22 protein-coding genes and 1 tRNA gene are annotated in these 22,499 nt (G+C 73.3%); 7 read left to right on the forward strand and 16 right to left on the reverse strand.

Features of this window, described 5'->3' with window-relative positions:
• Positions 1-321 precede the first annotated feature (321 nt).
• On the forward strand, positions 322-1,293 hold the full coding sequence (locus tag RVR_RS04860; RefSeq protein WP_202232656.1) for a PAC2 family protein: 972 nt from the start codon (positions 322-324) through the stop codon (positions 1,291-1,293).
• 111 nt (positions 1,294-1,404) lie between these two features.
• Here RVR_RS04860 and mshC read toward each other — a convergent pair whose 3' ends face one another.
• From mshC to RVR_RS04880, 4 genes are all read right to left on the reverse strand, one after another.
• Positions 1,405-2,634 carry a cysteine--1-D-myo-inosityl 2-amino-2-deoxy-alpha-D-glucopyranoside ligase gene (gene mshC / locus RVR_RS04865; RefSeq protein WP_202232657.1) on the reverse strand — a complete coding sequence of 410 codons (1,230 nt, stop codon included), beginning with the start codon at positions 2,632-2,634 and terminating at the stop codon, positions 1,405-1,407.
• Between the two features lie 83 nt (positions 2,635-2,717).
• Positions 2,718-3,776 (reverse strand): SCO1664 family protein, encoded by a 1,059-nt coding sequence (locus RVR_RS04870; protein WP_237404573.1) that lies wholly within the window; start codon positions 3,774-3,776, stop codon positions 2,718-2,720.
• The gene (locus RVR_RS04875) at positions 3,740-4,330 is read right to left on the reverse strand and encodes a DUF3090 domain-containing protein (protein ID WP_202232658.1); all 591 of its coding nucleotides are present in this window, start codon (positions 4,328-4,330) and stop codon (positions 3,740-3,742) included. The genes RVR_RS04870 and RVR_RS04875 overlap by 37 nt, the downstream gene beginning before the upstream one ends.
• Positions 4,331-4,502: 172 nt before the next feature.
• On the reverse strand, positions 4,503-5,261 hold the full coding sequence (locus RVR_RS04880) for a histidine phosphatase family protein (protein WP_202232659.1): 759 nt from the start codon (positions 5,259-5,261) through the stop codon (positions 4,503-4,505).
• Positions 5,262-5,696: 435 nt separating this feature from the next.
• On the opposite strand from RVR_RS04880, the gene RVR_RS04885 reads away from it, so the two are divergent.
• Entirely contained in the window at positions 5,697-6,284 is a 588-nt protein-coding gene (locus RVR_RS04885) for a hypothetical protein (protein ID WP_237404574.1), read from the forward strand.
• Positions 6,285-6,496: 212 nt separating this feature from the next.
• Here RVR_RS04885 and RVR_RS04890 read toward each other — a convergent pair whose 3' ends face one another.
• Entirely contained in the window at positions 6,497-7,552 is a 1,056-nt protein-coding gene (locus tag RVR_RS04890; RefSeq protein WP_202232661.1) for an LLM class F420-dependent oxidoreductase, read from the reverse strand.
• 133 nt (positions 7,553-7,685) lie between these two features.
• Here RVR_RS04890 and RVR_RS04895 point away from each other — a divergent pair, with 133 nt between their 5' ends.
• The gene (locus RVR_RS04895; RefSeq protein ID WP_202232662.1) at positions 7,686-8,663 is read left to right on the forward strand and encodes an aldo/keto reductase; all 978 of its coding nucleotides are present in this window, start codon (positions 7,686-7,688) and stop codon (positions 8,661-8,663) included.
• 289 nt (positions 8,664-8,952) lie between these two features.
• Positions 8,953-11,340 carry a helix-hairpin-helix domain-containing protein gene (locus tag RVR_RS04900; RefSeq protein WP_430393215.1) on the forward strand — a complete coding sequence of 796 codons (2,388 nt, stop codon included), beginning with the start codon at positions 8,953-8,955 and terminating at the stop codon, positions 11,338-11,340.
• Between the two features lie 200 nt (positions 11,341-11,540).
• Here the strand turns inward: RVR_RS04900 and RVR_RS04905 are convergent, their stop codons facing one another.
• A complete protein-coding gene (locus RVR_RS04905) occupies positions 11,541-12,146 on the reverse strand; it encodes a hypothetical protein (protein ID WP_202232663.1) in 606 nt (201 codons plus the stop codon).
• Between the two features lie 48 nt (positions 12,147-12,194).
• Between RVR_RS04905 and RVR_RS04910 the strand changes: the two genes are divergently transcribed.
• Positions 12,195-12,383 (forward strand): DUF5703 family protein, encoded by a 189-nt coding sequence (locus RVR_RS04910; RefSeq protein WP_202232664.1) that lies wholly within the window; start codon positions 12,195-12,197, stop codon positions 12,381-12,383.
• Between the two features lie 248 nt (positions 12,384-12,631).
• Here the strand turns inward: RVR_RS04910 and RVR_RS04915 are convergent, their stop codons facing one another.
• The 3 genes from RVR_RS04915 to RVR_RS04925 all read right to left on the reverse strand — a co-directional run bounded on the left by RVR_RS04915 (position 12,632) and on the right by RVR_RS04925 (position 15,276).
• Positions 12,632-13,348 (reverse strand): chaplin family protein, encoded by a 717-nt coding sequence (locus RVR_RS04915; protein WP_202232665.1) that lies wholly within the window; start codon positions 13,346-13,348, stop codon positions 12,632-12,634.
• A gap of 202 nt (positions 13,349-13,550) precedes the next feature.
• Positions 13,551-13,784, reverse strand: a complete 234-nt coding sequence (locus tag RVR_RS04920; protein WP_202232666.1) for a chaplin — start codon at positions 13,782-13,784, stop codon at positions 13,551-13,553.
• Positions 13,785-13,938: 154 nt separating this feature from the next.
• Positions 13,939-15,276: a M20/M25/M40 family metallo-hydrolase gene (locus tag RVR_RS04925; RefSeq protein WP_202232667.1), complete on the reverse strand. Its 1,338-nt coding sequence runs from the start codon at positions 15,274-15,276 to the stop codon at positions 13,939-13,941.
• Positions 15,277-15,497: 221 nt separating this feature from the next.
• Here RVR_RS04925 and RVR_RS04930 point away from each other — a divergent pair.
• A tRNA-Leu gene (locus RVR_RS04930) sits at positions 15,498-15,585 on the forward strand.
• A gap of 434 nt (positions 15,586-16,019) precedes the next feature.
• Here the strand turns inward: RVR_RS04930 and RVR_RS04935 are convergent.
• From RVR_RS04935 to RVR_RS04965, 7 genes are all read right to left on the reverse strand, one after another.
• Positions 16,020-16,874, reverse strand: coding sequence for a hypothetical protein (locus tag RVR_RS04935; protein WP_202232668.1), 855 nt, complete (start codon positions 16,872-16,874; stop codon positions 16,020-16,022).
• Positions 16,855-17,760 (reverse strand): aldo/keto reductase, encoded by a 906-nt coding sequence (locus RVR_RS04940; RefSeq protein ID WP_202232669.1) that lies wholly within the window; start codon positions 17,758-17,760, stop codon positions 16,855-16,857. The genes RVR_RS04935 and RVR_RS04940 overlap by 20 nt, the downstream gene beginning before the upstream one ends.
• Complete coding sequence (locus RVR_RS04945; RefSeq protein WP_202232670.1) at positions 17,757-18,944, reverse strand: cupin domain-containing protein; 1,188 nt, start codon at positions 18,942-18,944, stop codon at positions 17,757-17,759. Before RVR_RS04945 ends, RVR_RS04940 begins: the two co-directional genes overlap by 4 nt.
• A 14-nt stretch (positions 18,945-18,958) precedes the next feature.
• A complete protein-coding gene (locus RVR_RS04950; RefSeq protein WP_202232671.1) occupies positions 18,959-19,096 on the reverse strand; it encodes a hypothetical protein in 138 nt (45 codons plus the stop codon).
• A 495-nt stretch (positions 19,097-19,591) separates the two neighbouring features.
• Positions 19,592-20,425 (reverse strand): helix-turn-helix domain-containing protein, encoded by an 834-nt coding sequence (locus tag RVR_RS04955; protein ID WP_202232672.1) that lies wholly within the window; start codon positions 20,423-20,425, stop codon positions 19,592-19,594.
• Positions 20,422-20,934: a DUF6879 family protein gene (locus tag RVR_RS04960; protein ID WP_202232673.1), complete on the reverse strand. Its 513-nt coding sequence runs from the start codon at positions 20,932-20,934 to the stop codon at positions 20,422-20,424. The genes RVR_RS04955 and RVR_RS04960 overlap by 4 nt, the downstream gene beginning before the upstream one ends.
• Positions 20,918-21,127 carry a hypothetical protein gene (locus RVR_RS04965; RefSeq protein ID WP_202232674.1) on the reverse strand — a complete coding sequence of 70 codons (210 nt, stop codon included), beginning with the start codon at positions 21,125-21,127 and terminating at the stop codon, positions 20,918-20,920. Before RVR_RS04965 ends, RVR_RS04960 begins: the two co-directional genes overlap by 17 nt.
• Before the next feature lie 502 nt (positions 21,128-21,629).
• Here RVR_RS04965 and RVR_RS04970 point away from each other — a divergent pair.
• Positions 21,630-22,460 (forward strand): ABC transporter ATP-binding protein, encoded by an 831-nt coding sequence (locus RVR_RS04970; protein WP_202232675.1) that lies wholly within the window; start codon positions 21,630-21,632, stop codon positions 22,458-22,460.
• The last annotated feature ends 39 nt before the right edge of the window (positions 22,461-22,499 follow it).

Raw genomic sequence — 22,499 nt, forward strand, 5'->3', positions numbered from 1 at the left:
CCGCCCGTCCAGGGGCCGGCCCGCAACGGCCGACGACAGATCGGACGTATGGACGCCGTGGCCGGCCGGGAGCCGCATCGCGTCGGCCGGCGCGCCGCACGGCGGGCGCGGTCCGCGGCGCGGACTGCGGTGCACCGCCCCCGACGCCGTAGGCTGGTTCCCGCACGTGGAAGTGCGCCGGTGAACGCCCGAGACGGCGGGAATCGGCGCGGTACGGCGGGAAGCGCCGGAGGACGTCGAAGGACGCCGAGGGCGCCGCGCGAACAGCAAGCCGGTACGGGGACGGGCCAGCCGCCCCCGCCGGCCGGAAGGAGGAGCTGGGTGATCGAGCTGGAGGGTGTTCCCGAGCTGATCGACCCGGTCATGGTGGCCGCGTTCGAGGGCTGGAACGACGCCGGGGACGCAGCCTCCACCGCGGTCGACCACCTCGACCGGGAGTTCAAGGGCGAGGTCTTCGCGGCGCTCGACGCGGAGGACTACTACGACTTCCAGGTCAACCGGCCCACGGTGTGGATGGACGGCGGCACCCGGAAGATCACCTGGCCCACCACCCGGCTGTCGGTGGTCCGCATCCAGTCGCCCAAGCCGCGCGACCTGGTGCTCGTGCGCGGCATCGAGCCGAGCATGCGGTGGCGCTCGTTCTGCAACGAGATCCTGGGATTCGCCCACGAGTTGGGCGTCGAGATGGTCGTCATCCTCGGCGCGCTGCTCGGCGACACCCCGCACACGCGGCCGGTCCCGGTCTCCGGCGTCACCTCCGACGCGGACCTGGCCGCCACCATGAACCTGGAGGAGTCCCGGTACGAGGGCCCCACCGGCATCGTGGGCATCCTCCAGGAGGCGTGCACGCACGCGGGCATCCCCGCGGTGAGCCTGTGGGCCGCGGTGCCGCACTACGTCTCGCAACCGCCCAACCCCAAGGCCACGTTGGCCCTCCTCAACCGCCTGGAGGACCTGCTCGACCTGCGCGTCCCGCAGGGCGAGCTGCCCGAGGACGCCCGCGCCTGGCAGGTCGGCGTGGACCAGCTCGCCGCGGAGGACAGCGAGGTCGCGGAGTACGTCCAGACACTGGAGGAGGCCCGCGACACCGCGGAGCTGCCGGAGGCGTCCGGCGAGGCCATCGCCAAGGAGTTCGAGCGGTACCTCAGGCGGCGCGACCCCGGGGACTACGCGACCAGCGAGGGGACCGACGGGGTGCCCAACTTCCGCGGCAGGCCCGAGCCCCGGGAGGACCCGGCGCCCGCTCCCGGCGAGGACGACGACGAGGACGACGACCCCGACGGCGGCGCGTAGCCCCTCACCGGGCGGTGGACCGGACCCGCGCCGCGGGGGCCGGACCAGGCGCCCGCGCCCCCGGCCTCGCGGCCGGGCGCGCGGGTCCCCGCACCCCGTGGAGCGCCCTGCCTACAGGGCGACGCCCAGCAGCGCGTCCACCGTGCGGGAGACGAGCCCGGGCGCACCGGTGTCCGTACCGCCCCCGGCGGCCTGCTCGGCCGCCCAGGCGTCGACGGCCGCGAGCGCGCGGGGCGCGTCGAGGTCGTCCGCGAGCGCGGCGCGCACGTCGTCGAGCAGCGCGTCGGCGGACGGACCGTCGGGCCGGGAGACCGCTTCGCGCCAGCGCCCCAGCCGGGCGACGGCGTCGGCGAGGACGTCGTCGGTCCACTCCCAGTCGGAGCGGTAGTGGTGCGCGAGGAGCGCCAGCCGGATCGCGGCCGGGTCGACGCCGGCCCGGCGCAGCGTGGAGACGAAGACGAGGTTGCCCTTGGACTTGGACATCTTCTCGCCGTCGAGGGCCACCATGCCGGCGTGGACGTACGCCTTGGCGAACGGGTACTCGCCGGTGAGCACCTGGGCGTGCGAGGCGCCCATCTCGTGGTGCGGGAAGGCGAGGTCGGAGCCGCCGCCCTGGACGTCGAATCCCATGCCGAGGTGGTCCAGGGCGATCGCCACGCACTCGATGTGCCAGCCGGGCCGCCCGCGCCCGAGCGACGCGCCGTCCCAGCTCGGCTCGCCGTCCCGCTCGGCGCGCCACAGCATCGGGTCGAGCGGGTTCTTCTTGCCGGGCCGCTCCGGGTCGCCGCCGCGCTCCGCGGCCAGTACCCGCATCGCGGCGTCGTCCAGCCCGGACACCGAGCCGAAGTGCGGGTCGCACGCGACCGAGAAGTACACGTCGCCGTCCACGTCGTAGGCGGCGCCGCTCTCCCGCAGCCGCTCGATCAGCGGCACGATGCCGGGTATGGCCTCGACCGCGCCGATGTAGTGGGCCGGCGGCAGCAGCCGCAGCGCCGTCATGTCCTCGCGGAACAGCGCGGTCTCGCGCTCGGCGAGCGCGGTCCAGTCGTCGCCGGTGTCCGCGGCGCGCTCCAGCAGCGGGTCGTCCACGTCCGTGACGTTCTGCACGTACTCGACCTGGCGCTTCGTGTCGAGCCACACCCGCTGCACGAGGTCGAACGCGTTGTAGGTCGCCGCGTGCCCCATGTGGGTGGCGTCGTACGGCGTGATGCCGCAGACGTACAGGCGGGCGACCGGACCGGGCTCGACGGACACGAGTCCCCCGGTCGACGTGTCGTGCAGACGGAGAGGGCGTCCGGTGCCCGGAAGGGCGGGGACGTCGGAAGCTGGCCAGGCATGCATGAGACGAGGGTAACCGGGAGGGCGGCCGGCCCTCTCCCGCGGGCTGGCCGCCAGCGGAGGGCGGCCGGCCCCGGGGACAGCCCTCAGACCGGGGGCCAGGGGATGGCGGGCCATTCGCCGGAGGGCGAGGGGTGGACGCCGGTGTCCAGGAGCCGGTCCACGCGGGCGCGCAGCGCGGCCGTCTCCGCAGGTGTGAGGAGCTCGCCCAGCCGGTCGCCGAGCGGGCCCGACAGGTCGCCGGCGAGCCGCCCGAGCACGTCGGTGGCCTCGGCGGGCAGCGGCTCCCCCGCCCATCCCCACAGCAGCGTCCGCAACTTGTCGTCGGTGTGGAAGGTCACGCCGTGGTCGATGCCGTGGAGCCGCCCGTCGGCGGACACCAGCAGGTGGCCGCCCTTGCGGTCGGCGTTGTTCACGACGGCGTCCAGGACGGCCAGGCGGCGCAGCCGCGGGTCGTCGGCGTGCACGAGCAGCGCGGTGCCGCCCCCTTCGAGTTCGGCCCGCACGACCGCCTTCCAGCCCGGTGCCGGCTCGGTGTCCTCGGTCAGCGCGAGCAGCGCGCCCGCCCCGCCGGCCGCGAGGTCCCCGTCGTCGCCCTCCGCGTCGTCCGCGGACCCGCCGCCGTCCCCGTCCCCGTCCTCGCTGTCCCCGTTCTCGGCGTCCTCGCCGTCCCCGTCCTCGTCCGCGGACTCGATCCAGAGCTGCACCATGCCCTCGCCGTACGGGCCGTCGCGCAGGACGGTGGGCGGCACCAGGCCCCAGCCGGTGGCCTCGGAGACGAGGTACGCGGCGACCTCGCGCTGGGCCAGGGTCCCGTCCGGGAAGTCCCACAGCGGCCGCTCGCCGCGCACCGGCTTGTAGACGCACACGACGGTGTGGCCCTGGTGCGTGCTCTCGCACAGCAGCACGGCGTTGGACGCGTCGCGGATCTGGCCGCGGACGGTCAGCTCACCGTGGCGCAGCGCCGCCAGGTCCCGGGGGTCGGCGGCGGGCGTGCCGGAGCCCCCCGCCGGGTCCGTGCGCAGGCCGACCGCCGGTCGGGCCGCGCCGGCCGTCCCCGCAGTCCCCGCCGGACCCGCGGTGCCGGTCCGCGGGTCCGTGCCGGTGCTCAGGCCGACCTCCGGTACCCGTTCTGGCGCGGGCATACGTGTCCTTCCGGGTCCAGGGGCAGACTGCACAGCGGGCAGGGCGGGCGGCCGGCGGAGACCACGTCGAGCGCGCGCTTGGCGAAGGAACGGGCCTGTGCGCCGGTGAGCAGCACCCGCAGCAGCGGCGGGCCGTTCTCGTCGTCCTGGAGCAGCTCCTCCTCGGCGGCCTCCAGGTCCTCCTCGTCCTCGCCGGCCAACTCGACCAGGGCCTGCGCCTCGATGACCATCCGCTCGTGGGTGCCGTCCCACGCCAGCGCCATGGTGCCGACCCGGAACTCCTCCTCGACCGGCACCTCCAGCGGGCCGGCGTCCAGCATCTCGCTCGGGGCGACCGCGGGCACCGGGGCGTTGCCCCCGGTGCGGCGGACCACCTCGTCGAGGAGTTCGTCGACCCGCTCGGCGAGCGCGGCCACCTGCGTCTTCTCCAGCGCCACGCTGGTGGTCCGGCCCAGCGCGGTGGCCTGGAGGAAGAACGTCCGCTGTCCCGGCTGACCGACGGTCCCGGCGACGAAACGCTCCGGGTGTTCGTAGAAGAAGACCTGGCGGGGCACGTCCTGCTCCGTTTGCTCGGGGTGATCGACTTGATCGACTGTGCTGGTGGCTGCTGGGTGGTGGTCGGGCTGCGGTCGGCGGTGGCGGTGGTCGCGCGGTCGGCCGCCGCGGCGCCCGCGGGCGGTGTTCAGGGCACGGGCCGCCGGTCGCCCACCCTACTGCGGAAGGCGATCACGGGGCGCCGGTCGAACCGCCGACCACCGCGTCCCCGGGGTCGAGCCGGCCCTGCGAGCGCGCGGCGTCGGCCGGTCCAGCGGCGTCGTCGGCGTCGTCGGCGCCCTCGGCTGGCAGCGGCGGGATGAGCCCGGTGAGGTCCCCGGTGTCGCCGAGCCGCAGCAGGAACGGCCGGTGCGGGGTGTAGCGGACCACCGTGACGGAGCAGGGGTCGGCGTTGATCCGCTGGAAGAGGTCGAGGTGCATGCCCAGGGCGTCGGCGACCAGCGCCTTGATGACGTCGCCGTGCGAGCAGACCAGGTACAGCGCGTCCGCGCCGTGCTCGGCCTCGATCCGGGCGTTCCAGTCGCGGACGGCGTCCACCGCGCGGGTCTGCATCGCGCGCAGCGACTCCCCCTCGGCGCCGGGGAAGACCGCGGCGGAGGGGTGGCGCTGCACGGTCGTCCACAGCGGTTCCTCGACCAGCTCGCGGATCTTCCGGCCGGTCCAGTCGCCGTAGTGGCACTCACCGACCCGGTCGTCGGTGTGCAGCGGCAGTTCGGGCCGGGTGGCGAGCAGCGGTCCGACGGTCTCCTGGCAGCGCTGGAGGGGGCTGCTCACCACTGCGGCCAGCGGAAGTGCGGCGAGGCGGGCGGCGAGCGCGGTGGCCTGGGCGCGGCCGGTGTCGTCGAGGGCGACGCCGGGGGTCCAGCCGGCCAGCACTCCGTCGGTGTTGGCGGTCGAACGGCCGTGCCGGACGAGGATCACGGTGGGCATGTCCGCCACCGTAACCCCTTCCGGGCAGGCGCGTTGTGCTGGGTGACGGCCGTGGCGGGGAAGATCCCCCCGAGCCCCCACCACGGCCGCTGTGCGGAGCGTGCCCCGCGCGGGCCGGTTCCGTGCCCCGCGCGGGGAGGCGTCCAGGAGGCGGTCGGCGAGCACGGCCGCCGGGCCCGCGCCCGCTTTCCGAGCGCGTTTGCTCACTCCTGCCCATGTTTTGCTCGTACCCTGACGGTCCGTTGCCTCTGCTTTGCATGCCTGTCGAGAGCCGTGCGTTCCGCGGCCCGTTGCGGTTTGCTTGTCCTCGCCGTCAGGTCCCGGGCTGTCACTCCCCGTGGGTAGGGTGCAACCGGGGGACGGGTCGAGACGGCCCGCTGTGTCGGGACCGCGAAGCAGGTGGAGATGTTCGGCAAGGCGACGAGGAGCCGCCCGATGACCGATCCGGGCGTGGGGGGCGCGGGCGCGGACTGGTCTCCTTACGGCCGGCTGCGGGACGCCGCGGAAGCCTACTTCCTGCACCCGGAGATCGCGTTGGACGCGATCTCCGGGGTACTCGGCAGGCGGCGGGTGCGGGGCTTCACCCTGGAGCGCGTGGTGGACCTGACCGAGGCCGGCGCGTCGGTGTGGCAGGAGGCGGCGGTCTGCGACGGGCGGCGGCTGATCCTGTGGCACAGCGAGGAGTTGGCCGACGAGAACTCCCCCGGCGGGACCGTGCTGGACTCCTCGGTGCAAGTGCTCCCGCTCGACGCCATCGGCCACATCGGGATGCGCACGCTCGTCGGGCGCGACGAGCGCGGGCACCGGGTCGACCGCGGGGTCTACCTGGTGCTGGCCACCGCCACGCCGCACGAACTGACCGCCGCGCAGCCGGACCCCGACGCGCAGCCGCCGCTCGCCGCCGCGAAGATCCGGCCGGAGTCCTTCCGCTTCAGCAAGTCCCTCGATGACGGCGGGCCCGGGCAGATAGCCCGCCTCATCGACTTCGGCCGCCTGCTGTCCCGCCTCGTCCCGGTGGGCTGACGGCGCCGGCCCGGCAGGATCCGCCGGACAGGCCCTGGACAGGTGCCTAAGGGCTGTCCCGTAATCCCCGGCGGATCAGCGTGCGGCGTCAGATGCGGTGGATCGCAAGGCGGAGGGTCGTCCTCATACCGGGTCGTATGTGGATGAGCCCGACAACGAAGCGAGGCGCCGTAGCTGTCGTCGCACGCCCGCCGGGGATTACGGGACAGCCCTTAGGCCAGGCCCGCCCGGGAGAGCGCCTCCATGCCGGCCCGCAGCCCCGCGATCCGCTCCTCCAGGGTGAAGCCGGACGGCGCCAGCGAGAGCGTGGTGACGCCCGCGGCGGCGTACTCCCCCATCCGGTCCGCGATCCGCTCCACCGGCCCCAACAGGCAGGTCGAGTCGATGAGTTCCTGCGGAACCGCCGCCGCGGCGTCGTCCTTCCGCCCGTCCAGGTACTTCTCCTGGATGTCGGCGGCCTCCCGTTCGTACCCCATGCGCTGCGCGAGCTGGTTGTAGAAGTTCTGCTTGCGGCTGCCCATCCCGCCGACGTACAGCGCGGTGTAGGGGCGGAAGGTGTCCGCGAGCGCGGGCAGGTCCGCGACGGAGCCGAGCGCCAGCGGCAGTGTCGGGCAGACGTCGAACCCGTCCATCCCCAGCCCGGCCTTCTCACGGCCGGCCCGCAGCGGGCGGATCGCGGTCTCCTCCAGGTGGGCCGCGGACGGGAAGATCAGCAGCGCGCCGTCGGCGATCTCGCCGGTCTGCTCCAGGTTCTTCGGGCCGATCGCCGCGATGTACAGCGGGATGTGCTCGCGCTCCGGGTGCACGGTCAGCCGCAGCGCCTTGCCGGGGCCGCCCGGCAGCGGCAGCGTCCAGTGCTCGCCCTCGTAGGACAGCCGCTCGCGGGTCATCGCCTTGCGGACGATGTCCACGTACTCGCGGGTGCGGGCCAGCGGCTTGTCGAACTTGACGCCGTACCAACCCTCGGAGACCTGCGGCCCGGACACGCCCAGGCCCAGCCGGAACCGGCCGCCGGTCAGGGAGTCCAGGGTGGCGGCCGTCATCGCGGTCATCGCCGGGGTGCGGGCAGGGATCTGGAGGATCGCCGAGCCGACGTCGATCCGCTCGGTCTGCGCGGCCACCCAGGACAGCACCGTCGGCGCGTCGGAGCCGTACGCCTCGGCGGCCCAGCAGACGGAGTACCCGAGGCGGTCGGCCTCCTGGGCGACGGCGAGGTTGTCCGCGTCCATTCCGGCGCCCCAGTAGCCGAGGTTGATCCCGAGCCGCATACCGCTCCCCTATCTGCGTACTGGCCAGTAACGTCGTTGTCCCCCCGGACTTTAGCGCCTCGGCCCGACGAACGCGCCTGTCGGGTACGTCACTGCTCCCCATTTGCGGGGCCGGGCGCTAGCCTCAGCGGTCATGGAGCACAGGCATCTCGGCCGCACCGGCCTGCGCGTGTCCCGGCTCGGGCTCGGCACCCTCACCTGGGGGCGCGACACGGGCGAACGGGACGCCGCCGACCAGCTCAAGTCCTTCTGGGAGGCGGGCGGGTCACTGGTCGACACCGCGGACGTGTACGCGGACGGAGGCGCGGAGTACCTCCTCGGCCGCCTCATCGAGGACCTGGTGCCGCGCTCCGACCTGGTGATCGCCACGAAGGCGGGCAGCGTGCCCGACCCCGAGCGGCGCTTCGACACCTCCCGCGGGCACCTGCTGGCCGCCCTCGACGCCTCGCTCCAGCGGCTCGGCACCGACCACGTGGACCTCTGGCAGGTGCACGCGTACGACCCCGGCACTCCGCTGGAGGAGACGCTCCAGGCCCTGGACATCGCGGTCAGCAGCGGGCGGGCCCGCTACGTGGGCGTCTCGAACTTCTGCGGCTGGCAGCTCGCCAAGGCCGCGTCCTGGCAGCTCGCGTCGCCCGGGCGGACGCCGCTTGCCAGCACCCAGATGGAGTACTCGCTGCTCCAGCGGGGCGTCGAGCGCGAGGTGCTGCCGGCCGCGGTCGACCTCGGGGTGGGGCTGCTCCCGTCGTCGCCGCTCGGGCGCGGCGTGCTCACCGGCAAGTACCGCAACGGCACCCCGGCGGACTCGCGCGGCTCCTCCGGGATGGCCGCGTTCGTGGCGCCGTACCTGGACGACACCGCGGGGCTGATCGTGGACGCGCTCGCGATAGCCGCCGACGGCCTGGCCGTGTCACCGCTGCACGTCGCCCTCGCCTGGGTGCGTGACCGGCCCGGCGTCACGGCGCCCATCCTCGGCGCGCGCAACGCCGCGCAGCTCGGCGCCGCCCTGTCGGTGGAGGGCCTTACGCTGCCGGAAGAGATCTGCTCGGCCCTGGACGACGTCTCGGCGCCGCTGCACCGCTACCCGGACCACGACTGGACCACTCTGTGAGTGCCGCGTGTCGTGGTCGTCCCGCTCCACGGAGGCCTTCCGCGTGACCAGCCCGACCCCGCCCGACGACTCCACCGCGCCCGCCGCTCCTCCGGCTCCCGCGAACCCGCCGGCTTCCGCGGCCCTCGCGGACGGCGGTTCCGTGCCGGCGGCACGGCCCCGCCCGGCCGGGAAGCCGGATCTGGCGGGCCTGGCGGCCGCGATGCGGTCGATCGAGCGGGGCGAGAACCCGGCGGCGCCCGCCCCGCGCGGGGACGCGGCGGAGGCCCGCCGCAAGCGGCGCGAGGCGATGGCCGAGGAGACCGCCCGCCTCCAGGCACTGGAGGCGGCCGAGGCGCCGGGTGCGCCCGGCGGCGCGGACGAGGCGGAGCCCGCGGAGCCCGGCGGCGAGCACCCGGACGCGGAGGGCCGCACCGCCCCCTCGGCGAGCGAGGAGGCTCCGGCGGGCGCCGAGGGCACCGAGCCGACGCCGGAGGACGCGGAGGACGCGGAGGATACGGAGGCCGTCGGACGAGAGCGGGACGCGAGCGGGGAGGACGATGCCGCAACGGCGGCGGACGCCCCCGGCGGAGGGACGCCCGAGGGGTCGGCGCAGCCCGCCGGTGGCACGGAGGCCGACCCGGACACGGAGTTCGACCCGGACACGGCGGCGAACCCGAGCGGACCGGACGACGAACACGGAACGGCCGGCGCCGAAGCGGCACCGGCCGCGGCCGACGGGCGCCGCCGGGACGCCGACTCCACCACCCCGGGCCCGGACCACCCGGACGACCAGGACGCCCGCCTCCGGGGCGGCGGACCGGGTGGGGGCGACCGGGGCCGTTCGGCAGCCGCGACGCCGTCGCGGGGCCCGCAGGCCGCGGGGGCGGCTCCTGGCGCCGCGCGGCCGGCTTCCGGGGCCGACGCCCGGGGCGCGGGAGGGGCCGCCGCGTCCGGTGCCCCCAGGGCGCCGTTGGACGCCGCCGCGGTGGCGGCCGCCCGGGAGGTGCTCGCCGGAGGCGGGGCGCCCGGCGAGCTGGCGGAGCCGGTCGTGCGGGCACTGGGCGAAGGCGCGGCCGAGCTGGTGCGGCAGGACCCGTGGGGCGTGCTCGGCCTGCCGGGGGTGCGGGTCGGGGTGGAGCAGGTGGACGCGTTCGCGCGGGCGGTGCTGGGCGGGGCGGTCGGCCCCGGCGACGCACGGCGGGTGTGCGCGCTGGTCGGCCACGTGCTGGACCGGGCCGCCGAGCAGGGCCACACCGCTCTCGGCGGGGACGCGCTGCGCGCGGCCCTGGCGCGCTGGTCCGTGCCGGACCCGGACGCCGCCCTCGCGGCCGCCGTCGAGGAGGGCCGCGTGCTGGTCTTCCGCGCGGAGCCCGAGGGCGCGGACGCGGCCGCCGAGGACGCCGAGGACGCCGAACCGGCCCCCGTGCCCCTGCTGTTCGGCCTGGACCGGTACGCCCTGGCCGAGGAGAGCCTCGCGGACGGCTGCGTGCGGCTGCTGCGCTCGTTCGAGGGCGCCGGGGACGGCGCGGAGCCCGACTGGGAGGCCGCCGCGGCCGCCGCCCCCTCCCCGTCGGCCGCGGAGCTGATCCGCGCGGCCGCCGCCGACGGCCTGGTCCTGCACACCGGCGGCGAGGCGGCCCGCGCGGAGCCCGCCGCGCTGGTCGCGGCCGCCCGCGCGGCGGGCCTGCGGGCGTACGCCGCCGCGTACACCGACAGCGGACGGCGCCGGCTCGCCGCGGTCCCCGGGATCGGCGAGGAGGGCGCGCGGACGGTCGCCGGCCTGCTCGCGGGCGCCCGCGCCGCCGACGGCAGCCTCCCGGTGGACCTGCTCGCGGTGCTGGACGCCCCGCAGTTGTCCGTCGAGGAGGCCGCCACGCTGGTCGAGGCGGTCCCGGACGGCGCCCGGCTGGTGCTCAGCGGCGACCCGCACACGCTGTGGTCGGCCGGTCCCGGCCGGGCGTTCGCCGACCTGCTGGCCTCGAAGACGTGCCCCCGGGTCGCCTCGCGCACGCCCGATCCGGGGCCGATCGGCGAGCTGACGTCCTGCGTGGCCGTCGGCGAACTCGCCCCGGTCGACGCGCCCGGCAAGGAGGTCGTGGTGGTCCCGGTGCGCGCACCGGGCGAGGCGGTGCACCGCGCGGTGCAGTTGGTCGCGGACTCGGTGCCCCGGGCGTTCGGAGTGCCGCCGGAGCACACGCAGGTGATCACCCTCGCGCACGGCGGCCCGGTCGGCACCCGCGCGCTCAACGCGGCCCTCAAGGAGCGGCTGAACCCCGGTCCCGGACGGTTCGGCGGCTTCGACGAGGGCGACCGGGTCGTCCACGTGCCGGCCCCGGGCCGTACGCACCCGGCGGTCGTCGTGGGCGCCGAGCCGGACGGACTGCGGCTGGACGGCGAGGGCGGTCCGGTGCTGGTGCCGCGCGCGGAGGTCGCCGCCACCGTCCGGCACGGCTGGGCGGTCACCGGCCACCAGGCGGCCGGCATCCGCTGGCCGGCCGCGGTCGTGGTGGTGCCCGGCGACGCGGGCGCCCTGCTCACCCGTGGCTGGGTCTACACCGCCTTCAGCCGCGGCGAGCGGCACCTGTCGGTCGTACAGGGCGCGGAGCAGGCACTGGCCGCGGCGGTGGCCGGCCCGGTCGCGAGCGAGCGTACGACGCGGCTGGCGGCGGTGCTGCGGGAGCTGGCCGCGGAGTAGGCGCGGCGGGGCGCGCGGGGGCGCCCCGCCCACGGGTCCCTCGGTTCACCGGTCCCTCAGCCCACCGGCCGCCCCGCCCGGCCGGGCGCCTGTCGTCGGCGGTCCGGTCGGCCGGCGGTCCTGGCCGGACCGGCGGCCAGCGCCGGTCCGCCCGTCGCCCGAAGCGGCGGCGGGGGCACCGGCGGCCCCCGCCGCGGCGCTCACTCCTGGTCGAGCGCGCCGAGTTCGTCCTCGAAGACCAGGCTCATGTCGAAGCGGCACAGCGCGAGTTGCGGATCGGCCTGCTCGAAGGGCGCGTCCAGCCACTCCCCCGGCTCGGCCGGCTCGACCGCGCACACCCACAGCGTGGAGTCGCCCTCCTCCAGGCCGAACTCCTTGTGCCGCTGGGCGATCTCGTCGGGTTCGTACTCGCCGAAGACCGCCGCGACCGCCGCGTTGACCGACTCGCCGGCCTCCGCGTCGCCCTCGGCGGCCCTGCGGGCCTGGGCGAGCAGGCGCTCCGGCTCGACCACGGTGTAGTCCCGGCGGATCAGCACGCTGATCGCCTCGGGGTCCTCGGGGCCGGCGTACTCCGGTGCCCCGTCGCCCGCGGGCACCTCGAACGGGGTCACCTCGTCGTACGCGTCGTACAGCAGCTCGTCGTACGACTCGGCGGCCGAGGCCAGAGCTTCGAAGGCCGTGTAGACGGACGGGTCGTCGTCCCCGGCACGGTTCTCGATCGCGTCGAGGTGGCGGTCGAGCGCGGCTTTGAGCGCTTCCACCGCGGCACGGACCTCGGCGACGGTGGGCTGTACGTCATCAGACATGGAGCAGACGCTATCCGCAGAGGGGTGTTGCCCGCACAATAGATTGCGATGCCGGAATACGAATTCAGAGAGATGTACGTGCCGCGCGGTACCTCGCGCAAGGAAGCGGCACGTCTGCTGACCGACGAAGCCGAGTACAGGAACTGGGAGCTGGACCGGGTCCGGCTCTATCCGGACGGCAGCCGCAGGGTGCGGCTGCGCCGCCGGATCATCCGCCAGATGCGGGCCACGTGGTGAGGCGCACACCGGGACGACCGGTGGGCGCCCGCCGCCGGGACGGTGCGTTCCGGGCCGCCTGACGGCCCGCCCGACCGGGGCGGGTGGCCAGGGCCCGCGACGCGGTGCCGGGCCGCGGGCGCGGTCGTGGGCGCCCGCCACGGGCACCCGGCCCGGGGGCATGGATGCCCGCGGGCCGGATCACCGGGGCCCGCGGGTCCGCCTGTCGTCGGCGGTCGCGGCCCCTCCTGAGCGCTGAGGGCCGGCGCTCAGCGGCGCGCGGCGCGTCCGCGACGGTAGAGCAGGGCGCCGCCGAGCAGCAGGGCTCCCGCGGCGCCGGCGATCATCCCCATGTCGTCCGCGCCGGTGTGGGCGAGGGTGGGAGTGGTGGCGCCGGTGGGCGTCACCGTCTGGGAGACGGGTACGGCGCCGCCGGGGGTGTCCGGGGTGTCCGGGGTACCCGGGTTCGTCGGAGTGCCCGGGGTGGCGGGCGTACCGGGGGTGGTCGGTGTGCCGGGGGTGCCGGGGTTCCCCGGATTACCGGGGTTCCCGGGCGTACCCGGGTTGCCAGGGTTCCCCGGCGTACCCGGGTTGCCAGGCGTGCCCGGGTTACCGGGGCTCCCCGGCGTGCCCGGATTCCCGGGGTTGCCAGGCGTACCCGGGTTGCCCGGCGTGCCCGGATTCCCCGGGTTCCCCGGCGTACCCGGGTTGCCAGGCGTACCCGGGTTGCCCGGGTGGCCGGTGTCGCTGTTCCCGCAACTGTTCCCGAACGCCGGGTTCAGCAGGGCCAGCACGTCGACCGTGTTGCCGCACACGTTCACCGGAACGTGCACCGGCACCTGGACGGTGTTGCCCGACACCACCCCTGGCGAGCCGACCGCCGCGGCGCCCGCACCGGCGTCCGCGTGGGCGAGCCCGCCGCCCGCGACGAGCACCCCGCCCGCGGCGACCGCGGTGAGCAGGCCCTTCTTCGTGACCTGACGCATGGATCGTTTCCTGCCTTCGCTTACGACTCTTGACCGGAGCGGCAGGGAACATCCATGCCCCCGCACTCCCCGGAAATGGCGAGCGGCCCCGGCGCGCCGCGCGGGCGTCCGGGGCCGGCCTCCCCCGCGCACTCGGGCGCGGGAGGGTTCCCGAACCGCGGCCGGAGGGGCCGCGGAAGGTTCCAGTGCTGCCAGGACGTGCCTAGCCGTTGACGCAGGTGTTCCCGAAGGCGGGGTTGAGCAGCCCGATCACGTTCACCGTGTTGCCGCACACGTTCACCGGGACGTGCACCGGGATCTGCACGACGTTGCCGGACAGCACGCCGGGGGACTGCACGGCGGCGCCCTGCGCGCCCGCGTCGGCGAACGCCAGGCCGGCGCCCGCGAGCACCAGACCGCCGGTGGCGGCCACGGTGGCCACGACCTTCTTGATCATTGTTCCTCCTGGAAGGGGACGGCGTGGTCCAGGAGCCGCGGACCACACCCGACGTAACGACAAGGAGGAAGCGGGGCAACGAAGGGGGCACGGCATTCACCCGTACCGGCGACCTGGAGCCACCGGTACGGGCAGGGCCGGGCGAGGGGGCGGGTCAGCAGTTGTCGAGGAAGCGGTCCAGCACCCGGACGCCGAACCTCAGGCCCTCGGTCGGGACGCGCTCGTCCACGCCGTGGAACATGCCGGCGAAGTCCAGCTCGGGCGGCAGTTGCAGCGGGGCGAAGCCGAAGCAGCGGATGCCCAGGTCGGAGAAGGACTTCGCGTCGGTGCCGCCGGAGAGCATGTACGGCACGGTGCGGGAGATCGGGTCCTCGGCCTTGAGCGCGGTCCGCATCGCCTCGACCAGCGCGCCGTCGAAGTCGGTCTCCAGCGCCTTGTCCGAGTGCAGCGACTCGCGCTTCACCCGGGGGCCGAGCACCCGGTCGAGGTCGGCGAGGAACTCCTCCTCGTACCCGGGCAGGAAGCGCCCGTCCACGTGGGCGGTGGCCTGGCCGGGGATGACGTTGACCTTGTAGCCGGCGCCGAGCATGGTCGGGGCGGCGGTGTTGCGCAGCGTGGTGCCGATCATCCGGGCGACCCCGCCGAGGCGGACCAGCGTCTCCTCCATGTCCTCCGGGTCGAGCTCGATCCCGAAGGCGTCGGACAGCTCGTCGAGGAAGCCGCGCACGGACTTGGTCAGCCGCACCGGGAACTGGTGCCGCCCGAGCCGGCCGACCGCCTCGCACAGCTCGGTGATCGCGTTGTCCTTGTTGGTCATCGAGCCGTGGCCGGCGGTTCCGTCCACGGTGAGCCGCATCCAATGCATGCCCTTCTCGGCGGTCTCCACCAGGTACAGCCGCAGGTTCTCGTTGACGGTGAAGGAGAAGCCGCCGACCTCGCCGATGGCCTCGTCGACGCCCTCGAAGAGCCCGGGGTGGTTGTCGACCAGGTACCGGGCGCCGTAGGTGCCGCCGGCCTCCTCGTCGGCGAGGAAGGCCAGCACGACGTCCCGCGGGGGCTTGCGCCCGCTGCGGACCCGGTCCCGGATGACCGCGAGGGTCATCGCGTCCATGTCCTTCATGTCGACCGCGCCACGGCCCCATACGCAACCGTCGGCCACCTCGCCGGCGAAGGGGTGCCGGGTCCAGTCGTCGGCGTTCGCCGGGACCACGTCCGTGTGCCCGTGGATCAGCAGCCCGGGCCGGCTGCGGTCCTCGCCCTCGATACGCACCACCGTGGACGCCCGTCCCGGGTGCGACTCGAAGATCTCCGGCTCCAGGCCGACCTCGGCCAGTTTCTCCGCCACGTACTCGGCGGCGGCGCGCTCCCCCGGGCCCGAGTGGTCGCCGTAGTTGCTGGTGTCGATCCGGATCAGCTCGGCGCACAGGTCGACGACCTCGTCCTCGCCCGCGACCCTCCCGTTCTCCGCCCTTGCGGGCCCCGACTCACTCACACTGTCTCCTCGCTCGTTCCGCGCCGCGGCGACCGCGACCGGTGCGCCTCCCATCCTCCCTCGCCGTCCGGCCTCTTCCCACCCCCCGCCCCGCAGCCGACACGCGCCCGACATGCACCGCGCGCACCGGCGCACCGGCCCGGCGGCCGTGATTTCCCGGTCTGGATCTTTGCTATGGTTTACCTCGTCGCCCCGGCCCCGTCGCCGCGGTGACACACCCGGTCCGGGTGGCGGAATGGCAGACGCGCTAGCTTGAGGTGCTAGTGCCCTTTATCGGGCGTGGGGGTTCAAGTCCCCCCTCGGACACCAGCAGAGACCCCAGTTGACCTGGGGTTTTTCTGTTTCCCCGGCTGTGGCGTGGCCAACGACGTGACCAAAAGCCGAGCGAATCTCCTGGTCAGACCAGGGATGACAGGCCGAGTCGGCCCGCTCCGGAGGCGGCCGGTCGCGCGCTCTGTCCTTACGTGCGTGCCCGTACCGGGCCATGGTGTAGCCGGGCGAGCGAGCTTGCTCCGGTTTGACGGACAGCGGCCTGACCACCAGCGAAAGTGACGAGCCGGCTGCATTGCGGCGGGAGAACCGCCGTCTGCGCGAGGACGTGGAGGTCCTCAAGCGAGCCACGGCCTTCTTCGCGAAGGAGACCCGGTGACGGTGCACCCGTTCATCGAGGCGGAGAAGCAGGCGGGCCGCAGCGTCAAACGGGCGTGTGAGCGAGCGCCTGAGACCGGCGCACAGCCACGCAGTCAGGCGCTCACCTCGGAGTGCACCGGGACGGGCGGGCGAACTCCGGTGAGCGCCTCTGCACGGGCCACGAGGCGGGGCGCAAGCTCGGGATACCAGCCACGGGCGACGGCTTGCAGCATCTCGGCCAGGGCTGCCAGTTCCCCCATTCGGCCGGCGGGGGTGTCGAGGGTCGGCGCGAACTCCTTCCGGATGCGGGCGGCAACGTCGGGCACGAGCAAGCTGTTGGCGTGGAGGAGCCCCGCGTCATAACCGAACGGCACTCGGCCCCACCGCTCCCAGTCCAACAGGCACAGGGGTGCGGCAGTGAGGTTGCCCCAGTGCAGGTCACCGTGACCGGTCACCCGCTCCACCTTGGCGGGGGCCGGGACGCCGAGAAACTGGGGGAAGGCCCGTTCAATCCACCCGTCCCGCACGGTTGCCTTCACTCCCTCCGCTTCAGCGAGGAGGACAAGGGCTCGGCGAAGGTCCGCCCACCACTCGTCAGGCAACCCCGGGTCATGGTCGATGTCGGCCCGTTCCGGGGACACGATGGGTTGCGTGAGGTAGTCCAGGACTTCCGACTCGAAGGCCCACTCGCCGTCAGTCCAGTCATGCACCGCGTACAGGTGGGGGCGGGGCACGCCGTCAGGCACCAGCTCCGAGGCACCCACGATGCCTTCCCTCGCCTTCCTGCCCGCGTTCCTCCTCGCCGTCCGGCTCACCCGTAGCCACCGGTCCCCCGCTCGGCGCCCGAGGGTGACACCGAGGAAGCCCCACGCCAGCGGCCCCGTGCAGGTAAGGCCCAGTGCGTTGGCCGCCCGGTCGTGGGCGGCCTCCATCAGGGCCCGCACCTCCTCATTCACCGGCGAGTTCATCCGTCACCCTCCTGAGTTCCCGGGCCGTCAGCGGCGCAGCCAGAGCCTTGGCCACATCGTCCCAGTGCTCGCGGGTGCTCGCGGAGGTGAGGACGACATCGAGGCCGGGGCACGAGCCGGCGGCCAGCAGGGCTGCGGCTGCGGCCGACAGGCCGGGGCGGATGAAGTGCACCAGTTCGGGTGTCATGGTGTCGAGGAGTTCGCCCCCATGCAGGGGAGCAGAGCCGAACGTGATCAGCCCCGCGTCCTTCGCCTGTACCAGTGGTCCGCCACCGTTCAGGGCCTGTGTGATCGGGGCATCCATGATCAGGCTGACGGGCATCTGCAAGCCCGTGAAGTGGTGATCGGCGGAACCGGCCGCCTGACGGGCGAGCGTGAGCAACTCGGGGACGCTGAGCGCTCCGGAGGTCAGGCCCGACCAGGTGGCGACGCCGTACCCGCCGATCCTGTCCGCATGGGCGGACTCTTCCAGCGCGGTGAAGGCTTCCCGTACGCGCCCGTGCAGAGCGGCACGGTCAAAGCCGTGCCCGTGATGCTCGGGGTTGTGCACGAACACCAGGTCCACGCGCCCGAGCGCGGCCAAGGATCGCTCCGTCTGCCAGCGGACGAAGCCCCGTTCAAGGCTGTGCCTACCGGCCGCTTCCTCCCGGGTGAGCACTCCCTCAGTCAGGGCGGTACGGCCTTGGTCCTCCGTGAAGAACCCCGTCTTCGTGGCTACCCGCACGGTCGGGTACTCCCCGAGAACCGGGCGCAGCTCCTCATGCGCCAGACCGCGGGCGTAGTTGGGTGCCGTGTCCACCCAGGGACTACCAGCAGCCAGGGCTGTGCGCGCCGCCTGACGGACGGCACGCACGCGGTATGTCCCCAGGCAGAGCACGGCGGTCACAGCGCCGTCCCCACGACTACGACGGCGTGGCCGTCGATGAGGACGGAGACCAGTTCGGCCACCTCCTTCACCTCCAGCCCAGTGGAGTCGGCAAGTTCGCCCAGCGTGGTCGGCTGGTTGGTCAGCAGCGTGCCCAGCGCGGGCGCGGCGGACTCGGCGAAGTCCCACGCGGTACCAGCCGCCGAGAAGGTGACCGTGCCCTGTTCGCGGTTCGCCGTCAGGCGGCCCCTCGGGGCGGTGAGCTTCACCGTGATCTCCCGCCGTGTGGGGAGTCCGTCCACATAGGGCAGAGACGGGATCGCGTGGCCCAGGTCCGTCGTGTCGATCGACTCTGCCCACCGCTCCACGAGGCGGGGGTCCGCCATTATGTCGGCAACCTCACGGCGTACGGCGTCGGTGAAGTCCGACTGTTCCGCCAGCGAGCCGAAGCGCGGGATGTCCCTGCGGAGCGCGAGGGACGCCCGAAGCTGGTCGACGACCCAGAGCATCAGGTCAGCGCCCGTGTGAGGGACCATCCCGAACGTGAGGTGAAGGGATTCCGTCCCCTGGTCAGCGGTGACCGAGTGCCACCAGCCGCGCGGCAGGTAGAGCACGTCACCCGGGGACAGAACGAGGTCCGCCACCGGGTCGCCCTCCGGCTCCTCCGGCGACTCCACGTCCCGGAAGGTGGGCGCTTCACGGGTCATCCCCCACAGGCGCCACCGCTTCGAACCGTGCAGTTGGACCACGACCACATCGTGGTCGTCCCAGTGCCGCCCGAAGCCCTCCCGCTCGGTCCACGAGGCGTACACGTTGGCCTGTACGGATGTCCCAAGGAAGCGTTCCAGTCCCTCCGCAGCCGCCCCCACGGCGGGGTGGATCTTCTCCACCGCGTCCAGGACCAGCGACGCCCCGTCCCTGAGCTGGGCGTGGAAGTCGGACGGCTGGATGCGGGACCATGTCACCGCGCGGCGGTTCGTGGTCGGGATCGCGTAGCGGTGGAGCGGGATCATCTCGCCGTCGACCGACAGGCGAAGCCGGGGCGGCTCCAGCCGCTGCGTGGCGATGATCAGGTTCAGGTCATCCCAGGAGAACAGCCCCGCCGTGTCGGCGGCCCCGGGGAAGTGCGCGTAGGAGCGGTGGTACGTCTGGGCGAGGAACGTGTCCCCGCCCAGACGCCCCGCCCACGAGGCTGCATCAAGCAACGTGGGCACTCCCGTCAGTCGTTGCCGTCGGAACGGCCACTGCTGACGTCGGACTCCTGCTCGGCGCGGGTGCGCGCGGCCACGATCTTCCGCTTCGCGACGAGCAGGCCACCCCCCTCGGGGGCCACCGAAGCGGTGTTCTCTTCCACCATCGGACTACCTCTCTCTTCTCGGGGAACTCCCGCCGGGAATTCGGCAGGGAGCAAAGGGAGACAGCGGTGAGTGCGGCGGCTACCGGGATCGCCAGAGTTCCGGCGAGAGCCAGGACGCACGCCGCGCATCACGTCGCCTTCGGCTCCACCGCGACGGGGCGGAGAGCACTGGCAGGCAACGGACCGCGGCCCGTGCACCAAGGGCACCCGCACGGCGGGTACTTGGTCGGCAAACCCAGAATCACCGCATTGTGCGGCTCCACCTGCACCTCACGAACCGGGCCGTACGTCCGGCCGCCGTCGTACGACACCCGCAGAGTCATGCGCCCCGTCACGAGCGCGAACCACCATCAGGGCCGAACGTCCGCCGGTACTCCAGCCCCCGGCCCACGCCGTAACGCACCCGCTCTTCGTTTCGCTCGGTCGCTGTCATGGGGGAAATCATCGGCCCAGAAAGTGGCGGCTGTGCAGTTCTTTCCCGTCATGGACTAAAGATCATGAACGGCAGGCGGCAGCCCACTCCGTCAACAAGGCTCGCGCTTCGGCCCCGAACAGCGCGTACCCCTCCAGTGCCGAGAACAGTTCCACATGCATTTCGATGTCGCGTGGATCTCTCAGGATCACGACTCCGGTGGTGTTCTCCACAGTGGCCAGGGTGTTGTCGTAGACAGTGAAGGTGTCCATCGGAGCCATGGGCTTGCATCCCGCAATGGGGATGACACCGAGCTTCACATTCGGCAGATGGGTCAATGAGGCCACCCGGTCGATCTGCATCGCCATCGCGGCCGGGGGCAGGATTGGCCACCTCACGGCCTGTTCGGTGAGGATGAAGACGAACCGCTTCTTCGTATCGTAAAGAACCTCCTGCCGCTCCAACTTCCTCGCAATCGTCTTGGTGACATCAGCCGGTGAATGGGAAAGGCTGGCCCGGATGTACTCAGGAGTGGACAGGAGCCCCGTAATCATCGAGAGCAGGAAGAAGCGGAACTCGGTAGAGGAGGATTCAAGCGCGGCAAGTTCGGTCTGCTTCTTCTCCAGCCCCCTTCGCCGCAGCGAGCGCAGGTCTTGCCACTCGGTATTGGCCAGCCTCGCGAGGGCAATGACCTCCTCGATGACCTCGGGCGGAGCGACGACAGCCCGGAGGATTCTCTCCAGGTCGAGCAGGCTCGGTTGCGCTTTCCCGTTCTCGATCCGACTGATCTTCGATTGGGACATGTTGCAACGCCGAGCGAGCCGGTCCCCAGTGAGGCCGGCTCGATTGCGTAGTTCTTTCAGCAGGGCGGCCAATTCTTGCTCAGGCTGCCCCAACTGTTCAGGGTCGAACGTCACCCGCTCACGTACTCCAGGAATGGAACCGACTCGGCTACGGCGATCCGCTTCCACTGCCGATACGGCTCAGGATCACCCTTGTACAGTTCCCGGTTTATCTGCGTCCCGTCCGCCCGGTAGTTCATCAGAACCACCTTGGACTCATCGAACATCCAGAAATCCCGATCCGGAAGCCCCGGGCTCTCCCGCTCGGTGATGTCGAGAATGCGGATATCCTCGCCCGCCTTCACGTGGTGCCGGTAGTAATACTCGAACTCGAACCGGAGGTAGTCCGAGAGCGGGCGGGTCACGACGTGCACCCTGCCGACGCTCTTCCCTTCCGATGCCCATTGCCGAACCTCGTCCATCCAGGCCGACGTGTAATCGTCCGGGGACTTCTCCCCTGCGAGGAAGCGCTTCAGCTTCTCCGCTTCCTGGGGCATGGTGTAGACGGGCAGCGTTTCCAGCCGCCACGCCGCACGCTCCATGGAATCGAAGCAGTCATTCCACGCGTCACCATCCAAGTGCACGGAATGTCTCCCTGAGAACCGCCTCCGGGATTTCCACGAGCCCTTCCCCGGAGGGCGGGGTGAAGGCGTTGGACACGTCGCCCTGCACGACGAACGATCCCGTGGCCGTGCGGTACACGTTCGGGCAGTCCTTCTCTCCGCACTCGCCGTTGCCGTTGCCCGTGAGCCGGGTGAGTGCCGAACGTCCGGGCATGCCAAACCCCCTTGCTCCAGGCCCGTTCGGGCCGCCTGTCCACCGACAGTAGAAGGGGTGGCGCCACGCGTCTATGCATGAACGCGACTATGCGTGTCTTTGCATAAACAGGTCCCCGACCGCCCCGGCCACCCCCGGCACGTGGTCACGTACGCGCCCGTGCGGACTGGGCGCAGCCTCATGGCGCGGTCCGGGATGGGCTGGTGCCCAAGAGGAGAGTTCAAGCCCCCCTCGGACACGCGAGATCAGTACGGTGGCGTCCGGTCGGAATACCTTTCCGTCCGGACGTTTTTCCGTGTGCGCTCCCGCGTGGCCGAAACGCTACGGCGCCGACGGTGAGCGGTGCGTAACCGCCCGCCGGGCGGGGCAGGTACCCCACGCCCCTCGGGTCGGAGCGCTCCGCCACGGTTCCCGCGCGGCAGCCGGTCGGACGCCACCGCCGCGCGCCCTCCGGCCTCCAGGATCGGGCCGCCGCGCCCGCGACAGGGACGGGAGCGAGAAGGTGCCAGGAACTCCCGCGCTGGAGTTGCGGTCCGTGCGCCGGGTGTACGGGGCGGGGCCCTCCGCCACGATCGCCCTCGACGACGTCGCCGTGACGGTCGCGGCCGGCCGCTTCGTCAGCCTCATCGGCCCCAGCGGCTGCGGCAAGTCGACGCTGCTGCGGCTGGTCGCCGGCCTGGAGCGGCCCGACCGCGGCGAGGTGCTGGTGCACGGGGTCACGCCGGCCGAGGCGTGCGCCGCCAAGCTGATCGGGCTGGTGCCGCAGAGCCCGGCGCTGCTGCCGTGGCTGTCCGTGCTGCGGAACGTCACGCTGCCGCAGAAGATCAACCGCGGGGCCGGCGGGCGCCGCGCGCGCCTACCGGGGTTCACCGAGCGGGAGGCCGCGCCGTCGGTCGCGCACACGCGCGACCTCCTCGTCCGGGCCGGCCTGGGCGAGGTCGTGCACAGGGTTCCGGCCCAGTTGTCCGGCGGGATGCGGCAGCGCGTGGCGATCGTGCGCGCCTTCGGCCTGCGGCCGGACCTGCTGGTCATGGACGAGCCCTTCTCGGCCCTGGACGAGTTCACCCGGGAGAGCCTCCAGGACCAGTTGCTGGACCTGTGGGAGGAGTTGCGGACGACGGTGCTGTTCGTCACCCACTCGGTCACCGAGGCCGTCCGGCTCTCGGACACGGTCGTCGTGATGGCACCGGGGCCCGGCCGCATCGTGGAGACCGTCGAGATCGACCTGCCCCGGCCGCGCGGGGAGCGCCTCCTGCGGGAGCGGCGCTTCCACGCGTACGAGGACCTGCTCAGGGAGCGGCTGCGCCGCGCCTGGCACGGCGGCGGCGCGTGAGCGGGGAGCACCGGACATGACCGCGGGCGACGGGGGGAG

Origin of the sequence: Streptomyces sp. SN-593 (assembly GCF_016756395.1) — a bacterium.
Classification (GTDB): Bacteria; Actinomycetota; Actinomycetes; order Streptomycetales; family Streptomycetaceae; genus Actinacidiphila; species Actinacidiphila reveromycinica.

Bases quoted from the DNA above. Each gene is read 5' to 3' on its own strand.
- RVR_RS04905 (WP_202232663.1), bottom strand. From the start codon at position 12,146: ATGTCTGATGACGTACAGCCCACCGTCGCCGAGGTCCGTGCCGCGGTG.
- RVR_RS04870 (WP_237404573.1), bottom strand. From the start codon at position 3,776: ATGCCCGCGCCAGAACGGGTACCGGAGGTCGGCCTGAGCACCGGCACG.
- RVR_RS04950 (WP_202232671.1), bottom strand. From the start codon at position 19,096: ATGGTGGAAGAGAACACCGCTTCGGTGGCCCCCGAGGGGGGTGGCCTG.
- RVR_RS04965 (WP_202232674.1), bottom strand. From the start codon at position 21,127: ATGCCCGGACGTTCGGCACTCACCCGGCTCACGGGCAACGGCAACGGC.
- RVR_RS04910 (WP_202232664.1), top strand. From the start codon at position 12,195: ATGCCGGAATACGAATTCAGAGAGATGTACGTGCCGCGCGGTACCTCG.
- mshC (WP_202232657.1), bottom strand. From the start codon at position 2,634: ATGCATGCCTGGCCAGCTTCCGACGTCCCCGCCCTTCCGGGCACCGGA.
- RVR_RS04900 (WP_430393215.1), top strand. From the start codon at position 8,953: ATGGCCGAGGAGACCGCCCGCCTCCAGGCACTGGAGGCGGCCGAGGCG.
- RVR_RS04895 (WP_202232662.1), top strand. From the start codon at position 7,686: ATGGAGCACAGGCATCTCGGCCGCACCGGCCTGCGCGTGTCCCGGCTC.
- RVR_RS04915 (WP_202232665.1), bottom strand. From the start codon at position 13,348: ATGCGTCAGGTCACGAAGAAGGGCCTGCTCACCGCGGTCGCCGCGGGC.
- RVR_RS04890 (WP_202232661.1), bottom strand. From the start codon at position 7,552: ATGCGGCTCGGGATCAACCTCGGCTACTGGGGCGCCGGAATGGACGCG.
- RVR_RS04880 (WP_202232659.1), bottom strand. From the start codon at position 5,261: ATGCCCACCGTGATCCTCGTCCGGCACGGCCGTTCGACCGCCAACACC.
- RVR_RS04920 (WP_202232666.1), bottom strand. From the start codon at position 13,784: ATGATCAAGAAGGTCGTGGCCACCGTGGCCGCCACCGGCGGTCTGGTG.
- RVR_RS04935 (WP_202232668.1), bottom strand. From the start codon at position 16,874: ATGAACTCGCCGGTGAATGAGGAGGTGCGGGCCCTGATGGAGGCCGCC.
- RVR_RS04885 (WP_237404574.1), top strand. From the start codon at position 5,697: ATGACCGATCCGGGCGTGGGGGGCGCGGGCGCGGACTGGTCTCCTTAC.